11 protein-coding genes are annotated in these 19,014 nt (G+C 57.5%); 6 read left to right on the top strand and 5 right to left on the bottom strand.

Annotated features, from left to right (window positions below):
• Nucleotides 1-164 precede the first annotated feature (164 nt).
• The 4 genes from HFP54_RS19135 to HFP54_RS19120 all read left to right on the top strand — a co-directional run bounded on the left by HFP54_RS19135 (nucleotide 165) and on the right by HFP54_RS19120 (nucleotide 5,663).
• Entirely contained in the window at nucleotides 165-3,323 is a 3,159-nt protein-coding gene (locus HFP54_RS19135; protein WP_168566408.1) for a PVC-type heme-binding CxxCH protein, read from the top strand.
• Nucleotides 3,320-3,949, top strand: a complete 630-nt coding sequence (hisH, locus tag HFP54_RS19130) for an imidazole glycerol phosphate synthase subunit HisH (RefSeq protein ID WP_146415780.1) — start codon at nucleotides 3,320-3,322, stop codon at nucleotides 3,947-3,949. Before HFP54_RS19135 ends, hisH begins: the two co-directional genes overlap by 4 nt.
• Nucleotides 3,946-4,485 carry a hypothetical protein gene (locus HFP54_RS19125; RefSeq protein WP_168566407.1) on the top strand — a complete coding sequence of 180 codons (540 nt, stop codon included), beginning with the start codon at nucleotides 3,946-3,948 and terminating at the stop codon, nucleotides 4,483-4,485. Before hisH ends, HFP54_RS19125 begins: the two co-directional genes overlap by 4 nt.
• A 140-nt stretch (nucleotides 4,486-4,625) precedes the next feature.
• Nucleotides 4,626-5,663, top strand: a complete 1,038-nt coding sequence (locus tag HFP54_RS19120) for an efflux RND transporter periplasmic adaptor subunit (RefSeq protein WP_168566406.1) — start codon at nucleotides 4,626-4,628, stop codon at nucleotides 5,661-5,663.
• A gap of 11 nt (nucleotides 5,664-5,674) precedes the next feature.
• Here HFP54_RS19120 and HFP54_RS19115 read toward each other — a convergent pair whose 3' ends face one another.
• The gene (locus tag HFP54_RS19115) at nucleotides 5,675-7,663 is read right to left on the bottom strand and encodes a TolC family protein (RefSeq protein WP_315853934.1); all 1,989 of its coding nucleotides are present in this window, start codon (nucleotides 7,661-7,663) and stop codon (nucleotides 5,675-5,677) included.
• A 155-nt stretch (nucleotides 7,664-7,818) separates the two neighbouring features.
• Nucleotides 7,819-8,496 (bottom strand): CPBP family intramembrane glutamic endopeptidase, encoded by a 678-nt coding sequence (locus HFP54_RS19110; RefSeq protein WP_146415783.1) that lies wholly within the window; start codon nucleotides 8,494-8,496, stop codon nucleotides 7,819-7,821.
• Nucleotides 8,497-8,827: 331 nt separating this feature from the next.
• On the opposite strand from HFP54_RS19110, the gene HFP54_RS19105 reads away from it, so the two are divergent.
• Both HFP54_RS19105 and HFP54_RS19100 read left to right on the top strand, forming a co-directional pair.
• Nucleotides 8,828-10,108 (top strand): DUF1552 domain-containing protein, encoded by a 1,281-nt coding sequence (locus tag HFP54_RS19105; RefSeq protein ID WP_146415784.1) that lies wholly within the window; start codon nucleotides 8,828-8,830, stop codon nucleotides 10,106-10,108.
• 11 nt (nucleotides 10,109-10,119) lie between these two features.
• Nucleotides 10,120-12,627: a DUF1592 domain-containing protein gene (locus tag HFP54_RS19100; protein WP_168566405.1), complete on the top strand. Its 2,508-nt coding sequence runs from the start codon at nucleotides 10,120-10,122 to the stop codon at nucleotides 12,625-12,627.
• A gap of 61 nt (nucleotides 12,628-12,688) precedes the next feature.
• On the opposite strand, the gene HFP54_RS19095 is transcribed toward HFP54_RS19100, so the two are convergent.
• The 3 genes from HFP54_RS19095 to HFP54_RS19085 all read right to left on the bottom strand — a co-directional run bounded on the left by HFP54_RS19095 (nucleotide 12,689) and on the right by HFP54_RS19085 (nucleotide 19,013).
• Nucleotides 12,689-14,731 carry a putative bifunctional diguanylate cyclase/phosphodiesterase gene (locus HFP54_RS19095; protein WP_146415786.1) on the bottom strand — a complete coding sequence of 681 codons (2,043 nt, stop codon included), beginning with the start codon at nucleotides 14,729-14,731 and terminating at the stop codon, nucleotides 12,689-12,691.
• Nucleotides 14,728-16,698 (bottom strand): sensor histidine kinase, encoded by a 1,971-nt coding sequence (locus tag HFP54_RS19090; RefSeq protein ID WP_168566404.1) that lies wholly within the window; start codon nucleotides 16,696-16,698, stop codon nucleotides 14,728-14,730. The genes HFP54_RS19095 and HFP54_RS19090 overlap by 4 nt, the downstream gene beginning before the upstream one ends.
• Before the next feature lie 152 nt (nucleotides 16,699-16,850).
• Nucleotides 16,851-19,013, bottom strand: a complete 2,163-nt coding sequence (locus tag HFP54_RS19085; protein WP_168566403.1) for a serine/threonine-protein kinase — start codon at nucleotides 19,011-19,013, stop codon at nucleotides 16,851-16,853.
• Nucleotide 19,014: the final 1 nt, after the last annotated feature.

Below are 19,014 nucleotides of genomic sequence, written 5' to 3'. Positions count from 1 at the left end.
AGCAAATGTTAATCGTCCGCGAGCCAAATCGACAGCACGTGATCTGAAACGAGCCCGCAAAACGATTACTTTGGATACGGCACGATCACCTGATTCATGACCGTCCTGCGGTCTCGCCATGCTTTTTGCGACCTCGTCCCACCCATCACTTGCGGCCCGCCTTGATGCCTTCGATCTATGCTTTCCGGTGTCCCCCTGGTGCCCCCTTCACCCGACACGGCGACACGCAACGTTTCCACGTGCTGGCCTTGGTCGTCGGGTTGCTGTTGACCGTCGCCGCCACAACCGCCGGCGCCGACGATTTCCCCACACCGATCAACAACGATCGCGACGGCGACGCTCCGGTGATGTCGGCCGAACAGGCGGCATCCACCATGCAATTGCCCGACGGATTTTCCGCACGGGTTTTTGCCGCCGAACCAGACGTTCAAAATCCCATCGATATGGCTTGGGATTCGCGTGGTCGACTGTGGGTCGCGGAAAATTACACCTATTCCGATCGCAGCGAACGTTTCAATCGCAGCCTTCGTGATCGAGTCCTCTTCTTCGTCGACCAGGATGGCGATGGTCGTTCCGACCAGCGACACGTCTTTACCGACGACGTGCAAATGTTGACCAGTGTCGAAGTCGGACTTGGTGGCGTCTGGCTGATGTGCCCGCCGCAATTGCTATTCATCCCCGATGCCGAAGGTGATGGCGTGGCCGACGGGCCGGCCGAAGTCATTCTGGATGGATTCGAAGTCGCCAAGCAAAACTATCACAACTTTGCCAACGGCCTGCGATTCGGCCCCGACGGGTGGCTTTACGGACGCTGTGGCGGATCATGCCCGGGACGAATCGGCACCCCAGGCACCCCCGACGAACAACGCGTTGCACTGGAGGGCGGCATTTGGCGGTATCACCCGACGACGTCCGCGGTGGAAGTCATCAATGCGGGAACCACCAATCCCTGGGGGCACGACTGGAACGAAGCGGGTGATCTGTTCTTTACCAACACGGTCATCGGACATCTGTGGCATGGAATCGCGGGTGCTCATTTTCGGCGGCCCTTCACGCTGGATCCGAATCGTCACACGTATCAACTGATCGACTTTCACGCCGACCACTGGCACTTCGACACCGGCGGCACATGGCAGGCATCACGCGACGGTGCGGCCAACGATTTCGGCGGCGGTCACGCCCACTGTGGGGCAATGATTTATCGTGGCGGTAAATGGCCGGACATCTACGACGGCAAACTGTTCACCTTGAATTTGCACGGTCGACGGGCCAACGTGGAACGTTTGGAACGCATCGGCGGGGGCTATGTTGCCCGGCACGAACCGGACTTCATGATCGCCACCGATCCATGGTTTCGTGGCATGGAAATGTCGTACGGTCCCGCTGGCGACGTCTATGTCCTGGACTGGAGTGATACGGGCGAATGCCACGAACACACCGGCGTTCATCGTACCAGCGGACGCATCTACCAGATCCGCTACGAAGGCAGCGGCGCAGGTGCAACATCCAACGCTGTGGCGGGTTCGCCGCACGACCTGCGTGCAAAGTCGGTGGAATCCCTGGTCGCCCTCCATACCAGCGACAACGCTTGGTTCGTTCGACAAGCACGACTGGTGCTGCAATCACGCCAAGCCGCCGGCACGCTGACGGCGGACGACATTCGGAAAATCCGTGCGACTTGCCGGATCGCCGCCGACATCAAACTGCAAGCCCGGTTGGCTCACACGCTGTGGGCGCTCCGTTCACTGAACGATGCCGATTTGGAACGCTTGCTGAAGCATTCCGATGAAACGATGCGTGCGATCGGTGTTCGCGCCATCGCTGATTCCTGGCCCATCGACGACGTCATGGGCCCGTGGCATGCATCGCTAAAGGAAACGGACAAAGGATTCTCCGGTGCATCGGCTTGGCTGAACCGGATGGTTGAACTGGCAGAAACAGAAGATTCCGCTTTGGTGCGACTGAGCCTCGCATCGACACTTCAGCGGTTGCCCGTCAACCTGCGGACGAAGCTGGCGTCCCCCCTGACCCGGCGAATCCAGGACGAAGGCGACCACAATATCCCGCCGTTGATTTGGTACGGACTGATGCCGGTGGCGGAACAATCGCCGGACCAGTTGGCATCCCTGTGCGTGGATAGCCGACTGTCGACAGTTCGTCGGAACGTGACGCGTCGTTTGGCCGAAGACATTGCGTCGTCTCCGGAACCGTTGACGCAAATTTTGCGTGGCGTCGCCGCTTCGGACGATGCCGATGCAATGGCCGATGTCATCACCGGTTTGTCCGCTGCGGTTCGTGGTGTCCGTCGGGTGGACCGTCCCCTGGGTTGGGATGCCTTCGCAGCGGCAGCCAAACAGAACGGCTTGTCACGTCAGATTCAAAACCTGGACGTGGTCTTTGGCAGCGGGCAGGCATTGGAAGCCATCACCGAACTGGCACTTGATGGATCGGCGGATCCCGCCCAACGTTTGGCAGCCGTTCAAACGCTGATCGACAGCCGTCCGGATAATCTGTTCGAAGTCTGTCAAAAACTACTTCGCGATCCACGAACGAACGTGGTCGCGGCCAAAGGTTTGTCGACGTTCGACAACCCCGAGGTCGCCCGGATGATCTTGGCACAGTACAACCGGTTTCGCGCGCCCCGCAGGCCGGAAGTGGTCTCGCTGTTGGTCAGCCGCGTTTCCTTTGCCGACCAATTGATCGATGCTTTGGAAAGCAACAAGATCCCACGTACGGACGTCACCGCGTCGCAGGTCCGGCAAATCCACAGTTTGGCGGATGCATCCCTGTCGAATCGCATTGACCGCGTCTGGGGCAAGGTTCGAGTCAGCCCGATTGAAAAACGACGCCAAATCGAAGCGTTGAAATCGGACTTTGCGACCGGCGTCTTGAAAACCGCCGACGCGCGACGCGGCCGATTCCTGTTTGAAAAAAACTGTGGGACCTGTCACCGTCTGTACGGATCGGGCGGCAATGTCGGCCCCGACTTGACCGGCGCGAACCGATCCAACTGGGATTACATCTTGGAAAATGTGATCGATCCCAGTGCCGTCGTGGACAAGGACTATCGCATGACCGTGGTTTTGCTTGCCGACGGCCGGGTCGTCAACGGCTTGGTGTTGGATGAAAACGACCGCACCTGGACGATCCAGACCGCAACCGACAAGATCACGGTGGCTGCGGATGAAATCGAAGAAGCCCAAAAGACTGAAAAGTCTGCGATGCCCGACGGTTTGATCGATGCGATGTCCGATCAAGACCGCCATGACCTTTTCGCGTACCTGACAGGCCCGACTCAAGTCCCTTTGCCGGAACAACCATGATCACGATCGTCGATTACCAGATGGGCAATCTGCGGAGCGTCCAGAAAGCAATCCAGCGCGTCGGCGGCCAAGCCGAAATCACATCCGACCCACAGACGATCGCCGGAGCCCAGAAACTGATCCTGCCAGGGGTCGGTGCCTTCGGCGATGCCATGGACGAAATTCATCGTCGCGACTTGGCCGCACCGATTCGCGATTTTGTCGCGTCAGGTCGCCCGTTTTTGGGGATCTGTCTGGGATTGCAGCTGTTGTTTGACCGCAGCACCGAACACGGCGAACACGAAGGCCTGGGGATCATCGGCGGCGAAGTCGTTCGGTTTGAATTGGACGATCGCTTCAAGGTTCCCCACATGGGATGGAACCAAGTCCAACGAAAACACGATGCCCCGATTTTGAAGGATATCGCCGACGGCACGCACTTTTACTTTGTCCACAGCTATTTCGTTCGCCCCGACGATCCTGAGGTCGTCGCTTTAACGTCCGACTACGGCGGGCCGTTCTGTGCGATGGTGTGGAAAGACAATGTTTACGCGTGCCAGTTTCATCCGGAAAAAAGCCAAGCGGATGGACTGAAACTGTTGTCCGGTTTTAATGAGTTGCCCGTTGCAGGCACGGTCGCGTCATGACCCAACCTGCCGACGCAACCACTGGCCCGAACGATGCACTACCGCAGGATGTCCGACTGTGCATCGGCAACTTCGCGGTCCACTTCCATTGGCAGATGGACCGGTTTTGCCACGACGTAGCCTTCGGCGATCACCCCTTGCTGAAATCCGTCGAAGGAACGGGCGAAGATGTCTGGCCTGCTTCGGCCCCTCTGCAACAAATTTCCGTCGAATCGATCGGTGATCGTTGCGTTGCCTTGGGCGTCGGCGCCAGCGGGACCAGCCACTTCAGCGTCAGTGTCGAACCGGAATCCTTTACCGACAATGATTGTACGATTCGATTCGAATGGGCGTGCCGCAGCAAGGCCCCCTCAACGGATCCACGGTCGACGTATCAATGGCCCGCCGAACATCGATCACTGATCGACATCGCCCCCGAATCTTCGACCCGGCCAGACACCGACGGTGCATCCATCTGTCTGCGCCCGACCTCGGAATCAGGCCCCACGTACGTTTGGGCCTATCGGGTGACCGTCCGCCGCCCGGTGGGTGAATAACCCGCACGATTGCTACCCCAGGAATCGACCTGCGGCCAAGAGAGATGGAAATCATTGAATCGACTTGCCCCGGCGACTAGCTTTGCCGGCAAGGCCCCCGGGGCCGGTCCACCCGCCTTGTGTTTTGGGGTCCAGGTTCGATGTCACTACTTTCCGCCGCCCAGACAAGCCGATGCCGATCGTTGGCACCCAAAGCGTTTCGCACTCTTGAACTGACCGGCGGCGCCGTGCTGGCCCTTGTGTCGTGCTTTTTCGCCGGCCATGTCGTCGGGCAAACGCCAACGGAAAGCAGTGTTAACGCAAGTGCGGCGTCAGAATCGGGCACAACATCACCGATCATTCAGGTCGACGCCCAAACGTCGCTCATTCAAAACACGACGCTGGCGTCACCGATCAGCGGGATCATCAAAAGCATTCATGTCCGCGAGGGCGATTCCATCGAACCTGCAACGCAGTTGGTTCAATTCGCCGACGAAGAAATCAACGCGGAACTTCAAGCCGCCAAAGCCGCCTACGAAGCCGCCGTCATCGAAAGCCGCAACGATGTCGACGCTCGGTACGCCCAACGGTCGCTGGACGTTCACCAACAAGAATTGCAAAAATCACAACAGGCCAACCAGCGTTTCGCCGGAGCGATCAGCGGGACGGAAATTGAACGACTGCAATTGGTCGTCGACCAATCCACATTGGCGATCGAACAGGCGGATCATCAACGGGAAATCGCCACGGCCAAAGCTAGGGAAAAACTGGCGGCGGTGCGTCTGATCGAAACCCGTTTGACCAAGCACCATTATCAATCACCCATCGGCGGTCGCGTTGCCGAAGTCATGGTCGAACCCGGTCAGTGGGTGGAACAAGGCAAACCGCTCGTTCGAGTCATCGCGTTAAATCCGATTCGTGTGGAGTGCTTTGTCGATGGTCAGCGTTATGGCGATGAATTGCTGGACGCCAAGGTGGAATTTCGCTTGCGTACGACCAGCATGGCAAGCGCGGCGTCCCCGATGACCGCATCGTCCGCCACCGAAACTTGGTCCGGAAACGTGACATTTGTTTCGTCGGAACTGCACCCGGTCACCGGTCAAACACGTCTTTGGGCACGAATCGACAACCCCGACCGACGGTTGCGTGCCGGCATGAAAGGAACGATGGCGATCGAAAGGGAACCGGTGTCGCGTTGACGCCGGATCGATCAGGGGTGATCTTCCACTACTGATTCTTGGGTACCGCATGGCCCGTAAGCGACGTTGATTCCAAGATCGGCCAACAGGGTTCCGGCCACCGCATTCAATTGAATCAATGACATGGAATACCGGCTTTGGTCTTCGGCCATTTGCTGTTGTGATCGCACCAGTTCCTGTTGAGCATCTAACAAGAATTCGATCTGGATCTTGTCGCTCTCATATAGCGCCAATGATGCGTCGTAGCGATCTTGGGAAGCGTCCAGGATCTCTTTTGACACCGTCAACGCATCATAGGCCGCGTCGACTTCGCTGTACGCATCACTGATCTCGGCACGCAAAGCGGTTTGCTGCTGGTCCAAAATCGTCAACTGTCGGTTCAGCTGAAGTTTCGCATTGGCCACCGCTGCCTTTGCCTGGCGTCGGCCAACGGGAACGCCCATTTCCAAACCGAATTGCCACTCTTGGTGGTCGAACGAATAGAAATCGTCGAATGCGGAACTGAAACGATCCGGCCCGTCCCCAAACAGGTCGTCGCCGAACCCGCGAACGCGATATCGTCCGATCAGATCGACCTGTGGTAACAAGAAGTTCTTTGCCGCGATCAAACGATAACGTTCCTGTTGAACGCGAATCGACTGGCGTCTCAGTTCATCGCGATAGCTGAGTCCTCGCTGCACCAACGCGGGAAAATCGAACACATATTTCACGTCGGCCGGCGGATCGACAGGAAACAGAATCACGCCTTCGTTGATAGGCATGCCCAACATTTGACGTAACCGACGTTCGGTGACCAGCAATCCGGATTGTGGCTGATCCGCGTCCAACACATTGATGATCTGACGTCGCAGTTGATAATAGCGGGAACGCGCCTGAGCTTCTTTATCGGCTTCGCCCCCCTGCAAGTCTGCCTCGCGTCGCGCCAGAGTCGATTGCCAAGTTTCGTAGGCCATCTGCTTGGCCTCCACCAAACTTTCCAGCGACTGATACTCTCGGCGAAGCGTCCAATACGTGGCATACAGTTCTTGAACAAAATCACGCAGCGCGATTCGAAAATCGATATCGCTGATCTGCGTGTTCATCCGTGCGATCAAAATGCCGTTGGAAAAGTTGAATCCAGGACTGGCATTGGGCCCGGCAATTTCATTGAACGTCCGCCCGGCACCACGCAACAACGGCTGACGCACCCCGGCTTCGAAATAGGATTCCCAGTAATTGGGAAACCGATTGGCTTGCCGATTGTTGTTGTCGTACAGGTGAACCCGCTGGATATCAAAAACCGCACCACTGACCGACCGCTTTTGCCATCCAATTGTCGCTTCGGCGGTGTCCTGCACCAGTTCCTGAACCTCGCCGCCCAGCGTCGCGTTGTTAAAAACACGATCGTTGTTGGCGGTGTTCAGGCTGGCGGAAAGCTGGCTGTCAAATTCCGCCAACGCGGCGGCGGGCCCAAAGAACGGGTCGGTCACTTCGATCGCCCGATCGTACGCCGTGGTTAATGATTCGGGATTTGATAAAACGCGAATCCCCAGCGAACGGATCGCCGGCGCGTCGGTCAACGCGATGGTCAGCATTTCGGCTTCGCTCAACGGTCGCCTTGGCGGCAACCCGTCCTCGCCATCACCACCCGTCCATACTTCTGAACCGCCGACGGACGCGAATTGTTCATCACCGCCGGTCAGCGAATCCCACTGTTGTTCAAACGCGGCATCATTGGCGGTGGCATCATCGACGTCTTCGTGGGACGCCAATCGCAAAGGGCTTGCTTGTTTGCCGGCAGCCACCCCTGCAAATGTATCCGCCCCCGGGATTGACGCGTCGGTTGGCGATGGGAACGGCTGTACCGATGCAGCAGATGGTTTGACCGGAACGCTGCTTTGAGCAATTTGCCAAGCAGGACGATGGCCTCGGCATCCGCCAATGATCACCAAGCATGCAACGATCCATCGGCTGTGCAAACAGCCATAGCGATCAAAGATTCGTGCATGCGGCAACAACACGGCGGGTTCTTCCTTGAACCGAAACGTCGATAGGGATCCATTGTCCCCATCGGCGCCGTGTTCCGGTGGGAACACCCCAAGCCATTGAAACGGGACAAGACGATTTCGCCGGACCGGAATGGCACGGCAGCATCGCTAGGACCCGATCGGATCGATCAGTCGTCCGATTCGTCAAGGTCGACCGAATCCGAACTCTTTTGCCAAGCCGTCATCATCAGCTGGACCGCGTCATAGGTCGCATGCGCCGCGATGGGAATCAACAGGTTTCCGCTAAGCAGCAGCAACACGCCCAAGTACAAACCGATCACCGATGCCACCACGACGTATAGCCGCGTGATGGGATGGACCAACCCGAACGCGATCGATGATCCGACCAGACCGATGCCGATTTCAAGCGGGCCCGAGACACCGCTGGGGTTTTCCGACAACCACTGCATCAGCCACCCACGGAACAGGAGTTCTTCCCCAACCCCGGCGCACAAGCTGATCAGAATCAATTCCAGCGGTCCGAGCTGAAGCAGCAGACGCAGCATCCCGTCGTCGCTTAGTCGTTCCAATTCGCGAACCGATTCCAACGGCAAGCGACGCAAGATGGCGATTCCCAAAAGCATTGGAATCGCGGCGGCCATCCCATAGCCGATCCCCAAGACCACCGGTGACCAGACATCCCACTGAAAAACGCTGAGGTCGATCTTTGGAACCAAGGCACGCGGGTCCGGCCCCAGCAACCACCCTAAAAAAAGTGCAAGCAGCCCCAGTGCCGATTCAAAAATCACCGCGGTTCGGAATACATCGTCCGCCGTTTGTGGTGCTTCGTCTTCTGAATCGTCCATCCGTCTGACCGAAAATCCTATTCACACTGGAACCAGCGGGTGAGACCGCCGGAAGTTCCCGTTTCGCCGTTTGCCGCCTGAATCAGCGGTCCACACGATCGTCCGATCGGCCGTCGGCCCATTCAAACATCGTTCGGATAGCCTAGCCCTTTTGCCTAGCCCTGGGGACGGGCCCGGGCGGCGATCTGTGTTGAATTGATCCGGCACGGTCGCATATCCCGGCCAAATAAATTTTGCCGCGACCGATGGATCGCTTAGAATCAAGGGTCCTGCCTGGCATCGCCTGCCTCCACACCCTCCCGCCCCACCCAATACCAGGGAATCGCGTTCGATGCGAAATGCCCCCCGCGGTCGTCGTGGCTTTTTGAAAGCCGCGGGCCTGACCATCGCCCTGCCAACGATGGAATCGCTGCCTCGCCGAGCCCAGGCCGCCACCACCGAAGCGACGCCGATGCGAATGGTTTGTATCGGAAACATGCTGGGGTTTTATCCCGGCGCGTTTTGGCCCAGCCAAGCAGGTGATCGGTACGAATTGTCGACGACGTTGAAGCCGCTTGAAAGCCAGCGAAAAAATCTGACCGTGATCTCGGGTTTGGACCACGGCGTCAAAGGCGGGCACTTTGCCATCCACGCATTTCTTTCGGGCGTTCGCCACGTCGATGCCGCGTCGCAACCCGACGGCAACATCACCGTCGATCAACGGGCCGCCGAAACGATTGCCGGAAAAACGCGATTCCCGTCGTTGACCATTGGATCGGAAACTGGCATCCATGGCGGATGCCAGATGTCGTGGACACGCAGCGGCACTCGCGTGCCACCGATTCCGGGACCGCATGAGTTGTTTCAGCGGCTGTTCGTCGGTGATGCCCAGGCGGATCGACAGAAAGCCATCGACCGTTTCCGTCTGCATGAATCCATTCTGGATGCGGTCAACGATGACGCAAAGTCGCTAGCGAAACGGCTGAACCAACAAGACCGTGACAAGTTGGACGAATACTTCACCAGCGTTCGCGAAGTCGAACATCGCTTGGAATTGGGCGAACAATGGTCGACCATCCCCAAGCCGAAAACGGAACTGCCGGCACCGGACAACACCAACATGGTGGACGATCTGCCGGTCCTATATGACTTGATGGCTTTGGCACTACAGACCGATTCGACGCGTGTCGCAACGTTGGAAATCGGCGGCGATTTTGCGTCCAGCCGATTCGGATACCGCAAAGGCTATCACGCGCTTTCGCACCACGGTCAGGTTCAAGAAAGCATCGATGCGTTGATCGACATTGAAACCTACCAAGTCCAGCACTTTGCCAATTTCCTGGAAAAGCTTTCGAAAATCGATCAACAGGGACAATCGCTGTTGGATCGAACCATGGTTCTGTTCGGCAGCGGCATGGGCAACGCGAATTCGCATACCAACACCAATTTGCCGGTCATCTTGGCCGGTGGCGGATTCCGGCACGGACGGCACTTGGCATTTGATTCATCCGCTCATCATCGACCGCCGCTGACAAACCTGTTCTTGACGATGCTGAATCGATTCGGTGTTCCCGCCGACCGCTTTGCAACCAGCACCGGTACGCTGCGTGGCATCGAAGTGGCCAACGGTTAGGAACATCAACAATGCATTGGTTTCAAAGATTGGTGGCGGCATCACCCTGCCTTCGCCGACCGCTGGGGTGTGTGATCGCGCTGTCCTGCATCGTTGTCCTTATGTCGCCGCGGGAATGCCCGGCCGACGACCTGGCGGCTTTTGTGGCGAAATACTGTGCCGACTGTCACGGACCGGACACGCAAGAAGCCCAGCGTCGTTTCGACCAGATCGATTACCGGCAACCGAGTGCCGATGATGTGATCCTGATGACCGAGATTGTCGATCAGCTGACGCTGGGCGACATGCCTCCCCAAGACGCGGATCAACCTGCTGAAAAGGTCCGACTGGCGACCACCGAATCCCTTCGCGAATCGATCGCCCTCGCCCAACAGGCGTCCCAAAGCACGAACCGCCAAACCGTCCTGCGCCGGCTGAACCGGGACGAATATCGCCGCACCATTGCCGATCTGTTCGACATGGACATGTCCATGTTTGATCCGACGCTGTCGTTTCCCGCCGATACGGTTGGCGGATCGTTCGACAATGTCGGTGACGAATTGGTCACGTCCGCCTATCTGCTGGAACACTACCTGGACGCCGCCGACCAGGTGGTGGAAAAGGTGTTTCGGCAATCACGTGATGTCCCAGAACGAACCTGGAATTTCCGCGGCCACTTTTTGCAACAGCCTGAGCTGAACCCCGCCCACAAGGAAGCTTTTGACTATCGCTATCTGTGTCTTTACGACAGTCCGCTGGCCGATCGCCCCGAAGGTGCCTACGGACCGTTGCTGGATTTTGATCAAGGCGTTCCGGTCGACGGAACCTACGAAATCCGCGTACTGGCCGAAGCGAAAAACCGTGACACACCGTACCCGGCCGACCAGCTTGGCATTGAACTGGACGAACCGTTCCGTCTGGCAATCGTGCCTGGCGATGTGGCTTTAAAAGAACAGCACACGATGCAACCGATGCAGCCAGTATTGGCGCATTCCAAGGTTCCCGACGATCAGCCGACTTGGCTGACATTCCGTGTGCCGCTGGATCGAGGATTCGCACCGCGTTTTACGTTCCCCAACGGGATGGCCGAAGTGCGGCCCCTGTATGTTCGTTTGGTTCGCAAGTACCCGGAACTGTTGCCGAAAAACAAACGAAAAAGCAGCGGCATCTTCGTCGACCGCAAAACGATCATTCGTGACGGCTTTTTGCCACACATCCGAATCCATGAGGTTCAGATCCGCGGCCCCATCGAAGCGGGCACACCAACACGCAGCCAGCAAGCGGTGCTTGGCGAACAAACATTCGCACCGGAGCGAACACGCGAGATCCTATCGGCATTCGCGTCCAAAGCCTACAGACGTCCGGTCAGCCCCGCCGAGGTCGATCGTCTGATGTCGGTCGTTGCCGTTCGCAAGAAACAGGGACGCAGCGATTTCGAAGCGTTCCAAGACGCGATTCGCGCCATTCTGTGTTCCCCCGCGTTTCTGTACATGGATCCCGACGTGGACGATTCGGCAGACCACTTGTCCGACTATGCGATCGCGACCCGTCTCTCGTACTTCCTGTGGGGAACCATGCCCGACGATTCGTTACGTCAATGTGCAGCGCAGGGGCAACTGTCGGACCGGGCCGTTCGTGCCGAACAAGTGGATCGCTTGCTGAATGATTCCCGCAGCGATGTCTTGATTCGCCGGTTCCTGGACGGATGGTTGCGGCTTAGCGACCTGGGCAGCCAACCACCGGATCGCAATTCGTTCAAGGCTTACTACAAGGACAGCCTGGAAGACGACATGCGTCGTGAATCCGAGTTATTCCTTCGGCATTTGATTGACAACGACCTGCCAGTGACCGAATTCCTGACCGCCGACTATTCGTTCATCAATCGCGATCTTGCCCGCTTGTATGGCATCGCCGATGCGATCCCCGCGGAACAGGCTGAACAATTCCGTCTGGTCCATTTTGATGATCCCTTGCGTGGAGGACTGTTGGGACAAGCCGCCGTGTTGACGGCCACTGCCAACGGAATCGAAACGTCCCCCGTAATTCGTGGCGTCTGGATGCTGGAAACCGTCCTGGGTCAATCCGCACCGCCACCCCCGGACGATGTTCCGGCGATCGACCCCGATGTTCGCGGCGCGAAGTCCATCGTCGATCTGTTGGAAAAACACCGCAGCGACCAAGCCTGCAATCAATGCCACCGAAAAATCGATCCCTTGGGTTTCGCTTTGGAAAGCTTTGATCCGATCGGACGTCGTCGCGATCGATACGGCAATAAGATTGCCATTGAAACAGGTGGAAAACTGCCCAGCGGTGAATCTTTCGAAGACCTAGGAGGGTTGAAAATGCTGTTGGCCCAGCGTCGATCGTTCTTTGCACGATCGTTTGTCGAAAGCATGATGACTTTTGCACTGGGGCGGCGGTTGGAACCTCAGGATCGTTCGACGGTGGACGCCATCTGCGATTCGGTCGCGGATGAAGATTATCCGGTCCGTCAGTTGATCCACCGTTTGGTCGAATCACCGGCATTTATCAGTCGCTAGGAAAACAGCGACGGACAACAAGCTCGGCCGGTGGAAGTGGCAAGCCTTCCAGGGCTTTCCGTTAGGAAATACCGCTAACGATCGGTTGGCCGTCATGATAGAAGATCCCGCCGACGTCACCGATCAATGACTTGACGCCAGTGCTGCGTGTCGGCTGAACGACCAATCGTTCCAAGTCTTCCAGGCTCAGCGGGGGTGCAAAGAAGTACCCCTGGGCCATATTGCATCCCCATCGACGAAGGAGCGACATCTGCTGTTCGGATTCGACGCCTTCGGCCACGATGCGAGCGCCCAATTGGTGCGCCAGTTGAATCACTGCTCGAGTGATCACCGCATGGCTGTTGTCGCTGACAATTTGGGCCGTGAAGGATCGATCGATTTTGACCGTTTCCACCGGATAGGCTTGAAAGCACAGCAGCGATGATTGGCCTTTGCCGAAATCATCGATGTGTATTCCAATTCCCGACTGATTCAGCGACTGCATTCCGGCCAATGCTCGAGCACCACTTCGCTGATCCGCGGTCTCTCGCATCTCCAACTTGAATCGACGACGATCGAATCCGGTTTCATCCAAGATCTGAAGCAAACGCCGCAGAAAGCCTTGATCGTTCAACTGCCGACTGGACAAGTTCACGCCCAGATAAATGGTGTCGCGAATCGAATCCGGTAACCGCTGCAACATACCGCCGAACTGCGTCGTGGCTTCACGGATCACCCATTCGCCGACCGCAGAAATCAGGCCGACTTCCTCCATGACCGGAACGAACTCATCGGGACTGACGTTCACACCGTGTTGATTCTGCCAACGCAGCAGCGTTTCCACGCCTTTGATTCGGCCGTTGGCAAGGTCAACGATTGGTTGGTAAAGCAATCGAAAATCACCATGATCGACCGCGCGTCGCAACTGTTCTTCCATCTCCAAACGGGCACAAACGGCGGCGTGCATCGACTGATCAAAAACAGCCACCCGTCCACGTCCGCTGGTTTTGGCGCGGTACATCGCGGTGTCGGCATTCCGTAAAGCTTCATGTGCGTCGCGGATTTGTGCATCCACAAAAGCGACGCCAACGCTGGTACCGACGTTGACCCAGCGGTCCCCCAACTTGAATGGTTCGGCAACGCGTTTGACAATCCGTTGTGCCACCCGCATCGCATCATCGGTCCCGCTAAGACATTCCAACACGACGACGAATTCATCGCCGCCCAGCCGCATCGTTTCTTCGCCCTGGTCACAGAAACGCTGCTGGTCTTCGAACCGCGTCAGCAGGTCATAGTCACGAACGCATTCTTTCAAACGCGAAGCAACCTCATTCAACAACAGGTCACCGGCGTCATGCCCCAGACTGTCATTGATGATTTTGAAATTGTCCAAATCCAAAAACAACACGGCATCCAATCGCTGAACATTGCGACGATGCTTTTGAATGATTTTCTCCAGTTGCTGCAGCAAGAAGCATCGATTGGGCAATCGGGTCAGATTGTCCCGCTGGGCCATTTCACGCAGTTCGTCTTCGACGCTACGGCGCAAACTGACTTCGGTTTGCAATTCGTTAATCTGATGCGTTCGGATCGCCGAAAGACGGTACTTTTCGCTCAGCGATAAAGCCAACTGCCGTACTTCGTCCGATTCAAACGGCTTTTTCAACAGCAACAAACGATCGTTGTATCCCAGTTCCTGTAGGACGTCTTTCCAGGGACGGTCACTGTGTGCGGTGCAAATGACGATTTGCAGACGTTCATCCAATTCCCACAAACGGCGAGTGGTTTCGATGCCGTCCGGTCCTTGGGGCATCTTCATGTCAACAAAGGCAACGGAAAACCGCTGTCCATCGGCGACGGCCGCCTGCATCAACGCAACCGCCTGATCGCACCCAACGGCATGACTGAGTTCATAGGCCGGCATTTCGTTGGGTGATTCGACATCGTGGGCCGACGGCGCGGCAGCCGAATTCAAGAAACGAGCCTCGAAATCCGCCAGATCTCCGTCGGCAGCCGACTGTTGTTGAAAAATCCGATCGAACGTGTCGTGGATGTGCGGTTGGTCGTCGACGACCAACAGTCGCCGGACTCCCGTCTTTGCATAGTCGATGGTAGCCGGATTCATGTCCCCACCTCCATCAACACATCGCCATCGATAGCGGCCTCGGCAGCAAACCCGCTGTTCAATCCAGACGGAACCGTCATCACGATCGTGGTTCCACGCCCCAGTCCGTCACTGCGTGCTTCGATTCTTCCGCCCAGGCCGGACATCGACAACGAACAGAAATGCAGGCCGAGTCCGGTACCGTCTTCCCGAGTCGTGAAGTGGGCATCGAACAACTTGTCGATGATGTCGGAATCAATGCCGCAACCGTTGTCGCGAACCCACAAACACACCTCGTCACCGTGTTCGTCGACTCCGATTTCGATGCATCGGCCACGAACTTTCCCATCCATGAATGCCGCATGCGAATTGGTCAGCACATTGATCAGAACCTGCAGCAAAATGGACCGATCCGAGCGAACCACGACATCGGGATAGCCAACAATGTCGACAGTGATGTCCGCGGCATCGAAGCGTCCCTGACAACAAGACACTGCTTCATCGATCAGTTCCCCGACGCAAAACGTTTGGTGATCGGTCGTCGCACCGGCATGTCGACTTTGCTGACGCACGACGTCTTCGATATGTCCCAGGTTGCAGCGAAGTGTCTGCAGAATTTCCGTCAGTTCTTCACGATCCGATTCCAATGTTTCCGATAACGACCGCAAGTAGTTCGGCATTTCCCGAATCAAATCGTCGTTGTCTTTGGATTCTTGAAGTTTCGTTGCCAGCCCCTTCAGCGGTGCCAGACGCAACTGCGTCGCTTTGTGCGATGCCGCTTCCAGCAAGCTGTTAACGTTCGTCAGCACGTTGCCGATATTGTGCACCACCGTGCCGGCAACTTGGCTCATCCCGGCAGCGCGTGAGGTGGCTGACAATCGTGTTTGCGCCTGTCGCAATCGACGCATCATGCGGTGAAAGGACAGCGCCAGGTTTCCGATTTCGTCGCGTGATTTGATTTCCGGCGGCTCCGCCCTCAGACCTTCATCGGCCACGCGTTCGGCGTGGAACCGGATCGCTTGCAATGGCGTGATGACGATGCGTTGCAGCATCATCAGCAACACCAACAAAGCGGCCACCGAACCAAACACGAATTGATTTCGTCCGCTGTAAACCGCTTGCAAGGCCCGGCGTGCTAGGTCTGGTGGAATGAACACCATCAGTTCCAAGTCCTCGGGACCGGCTTCTGCCAGAACGGGAAAGCGTGCGCTGACGGTCTGAACCGAACCGCTGTCGGCAAGCGTCGTTGGGGTCGCCAGTGGATGAGTGCTATGAATCGGTTCGCCGCTCACGGTTTTTCGCAATTGGAAATCGACCTGGGTCCGTCGGCCCAGTCGGCGGATGCTGGTGGCGTCCAACGCCCGACCGACAAACAAAAAATCTTCGGGACGGTGTCTGGCGGCCCGTAAGGCGACCAGAGCCAACTGCCCGTCAGCGGATTGAACCGCGTGAAATTGAGACGACGGGTTTTCCGATTGCATCTTGGGTAGATGCCGAACCGCCAGCTTCGCGAAACCCTGAATGCTATCGGTCGACGTGTCGGCGTCCTGGTGCAGCGGAACCCAAGTGCCATCGGTCTGCACATACCCAGCAAAGTCGATTCCGTCGTTTACCGAATCGCCAAAGGGGCGCGTCCCGTCGTGCATTGCAACGGATGGATGCGTCGTGTTCAGATAGTCGGCGATACTGGAAAGATGATCGGATTCCAATTCGATCGCCGCGATCACGCGGCGTACGTCGCGATACCCTCCGGCCCGTTCCAACGACAACAGGGCTGGTTTCAGATAGTTCCGGCGCACCATTTCGTCGACCGCGATGAACGCGATGAACATGAGCGCCAAGGACAGGACCAGCTTGCTGCGCAGCGAACGCCCATGCCCCGCCACACCGGCGCACCGATCCGCACGCCCAGTCGTGCCCCTTCGTTCGGAGCCTGGGTCGGGCGTTTCGCCGTGGCGATCAGGAATCTCGGCCGCTGGCTGATTCATCAACGGGAACAGCAAACAAACGTCAGGGGAATCGGAACAACAGTTACCGAACCCTAGGTTTGCTGGGACAGACGGTCGATCAGCGTCGTGCTCAATGCCCTGGAAAGTCGCCTTGGCTCAAAGAAGTTGACGAATCTACGGCTTGTATGGATTCAATCAGCCGCAACGGCTTTACTTTCAAAGAAGCGGCGGGCGGCGGGATGAAACGACAGCCCCTGCCATTCCGTCGTCTGGCTCAAGTGGATCATCCCGGGGACCAGCAACGGTGGCTCGTACAATACTTCCAACGTTTGCTGGACCAATGGATCCGGTGCATCGATCTGTGTGGCCAGAAAAGCCATCGTACCGACTGTCCGAACGCCCGAATCAGGCAAATTGCATCCCTGATAGTCTGCCGCACTGATTCGCATTGGACGCAAGGTCGGGTGTTCCAGCGAAATATCGTCCGCACGTGGAACCTCCATCAGCTGCCATTGCCCCGATTGCAACCAGCGACGCACGACTCGATTGCCACGCCCCATGCAAACAACCGCGATATCGACATTCAGGTCGGTGCGCAACTCGTACCAAGGCGTGAAATCGCGTTGCGGGTCATCCAGTCCATATCCCAGCGAATCAAAAACCATCTCTGCGGCAACACGCGACCCGCTGGCTTTGGGACCGACCGCGACACGATGACCGGCAAAGTCATCCAATGTTTGAATGCCGCTATCGCGACGCACCATCACATGGACCACTTCGTAAAACAACGGCGCGATGACACACAACGGATCACCGGAGACCGCGGACGCCTGCAAGGGTGCCATGTTGACTTCGCCACGTACCAGTCGCTGTTGGTTTTCCAGGCTTCCGCCCGTGGGGACGACTTGCGTTTGGATCCCCACGGACGAAGCCAGTCTCCGTGCAATCCGATTGGACACATCCGTATAGACGCCGTCGGTCATGCCACCGGCCAACACCACCTGGTCCGGCATCGAATGCCGCAAGTGATGTCGCCACCAGGCAAGCCCCACAACGAACATCGGCATGAACATCATCAAAGTCAACATCGCCGTTTGCAGTCGGCGATGTTGGTCGGTCGTATGAAAACGTCGACGTCCCATGATCGCGGCAACCACCGGAACGCCTTCGATCCAGTGCCAAGCCTTGGTCAACAACCACCGCGGACGGGCGGCAATGGGCTGGCCGTCCAAATAGGCCTGCAGGTCACTGGCCAACGCTTGGGCCCCCGAATAACGCTTGCCCGGTTGTTTCTCCAGACACTTCGCGACGATGGTTTCCAAATCCGCCGGGGCGTCCCCCCGAATTGAACGAAGGGCTGGCGCGGGGTCGTGCACCACACGAATCAAGGTCTGCATCACGGTGTCGCCGACAATGGGCGGACGCCCGGTGATGCAAGCGAACAGAATGGCCCCCAGTGAATAGACATCGCTTTGGGGGGTCGCACGATCGCTGTGACCGCCGGCCTGTTCGGGTGCCATGTAATGGGGCGTTCCGACGGCGGTGCCACTGCCCGTCATCCCACCGTCAGCGTCGGCAGTCTTTGCCAAACCAAAGTCGGTCACATGGACGCGGTCGTCAGGATCGATCAGCACATTTGCCGGTTTCAGGTCACGATGCAGCACGCCGTTGTCATGGGCATGCGCGATGGCTCGTGCCACATCGCGGACATAGCGGGCGGCCAACTGGAAATCCATCGGCCCTTTGGCCACCTGGCTTTGTAGATTTGTTCCTTCGATGAACTCCATTGAAAAGAAATGGTGACCGGCACGGCGTCCGAATTGGTATACCGCGACAATCCCCGGGTGCCGCAACCGCGCGGCGGCCTGGGCTTCGGTATAGAAGCGTCGGACCTCCGAATCGTCGGCCAAAATGCCACTTCGAATCATCTTCACCGCGACATCACGCTGCAAATCCTTTTGCTGTGCCAAGTAGACAACCCCCATGCCGCCACGGCCGATCACCTTTTTCAGCAGGTAATCACCCAAGTCGAACGGCAAGGTCGGCCCGGGATCACCGTGCCCACGATTCGCCATCGGCAACGTGGCGGCCGGGTCCGCGATCGAATCGTTCTGGTCGGCGACCGACAGGTTGACGGTTTCGGCGATCGGATTGACGACCTTTGGTTGCGAAGCCTGCCCGCCGAATCGCCCGAATGAATCGGCCACGTCCATCAGTTCGCGCAATTCGTCAGCGATGTCTGGGAACTGACTTAAGAATTCCTCGCGGCTGCCGATTTCGCCAGAATCGCAGCTGCGCAGGTACGCCGCAAAGGCTTCGTCCAAACGATCATCGTGCTGGTCGATGTCAGACAAA

Source organism: Crateriforma spongiae (assembly GCF_012290005.1).
GTDB lineage: Bacteria > Planctomycetota > Planctomycetia > Pirellulales > Pirellulaceae > Crateriforma > Crateriforma spongiae.
The sequence above is the reverse complement of the archived record's forward strand: the minus strand, read 5'-3'. Positions and strand labels throughout refer to the sequence as shown.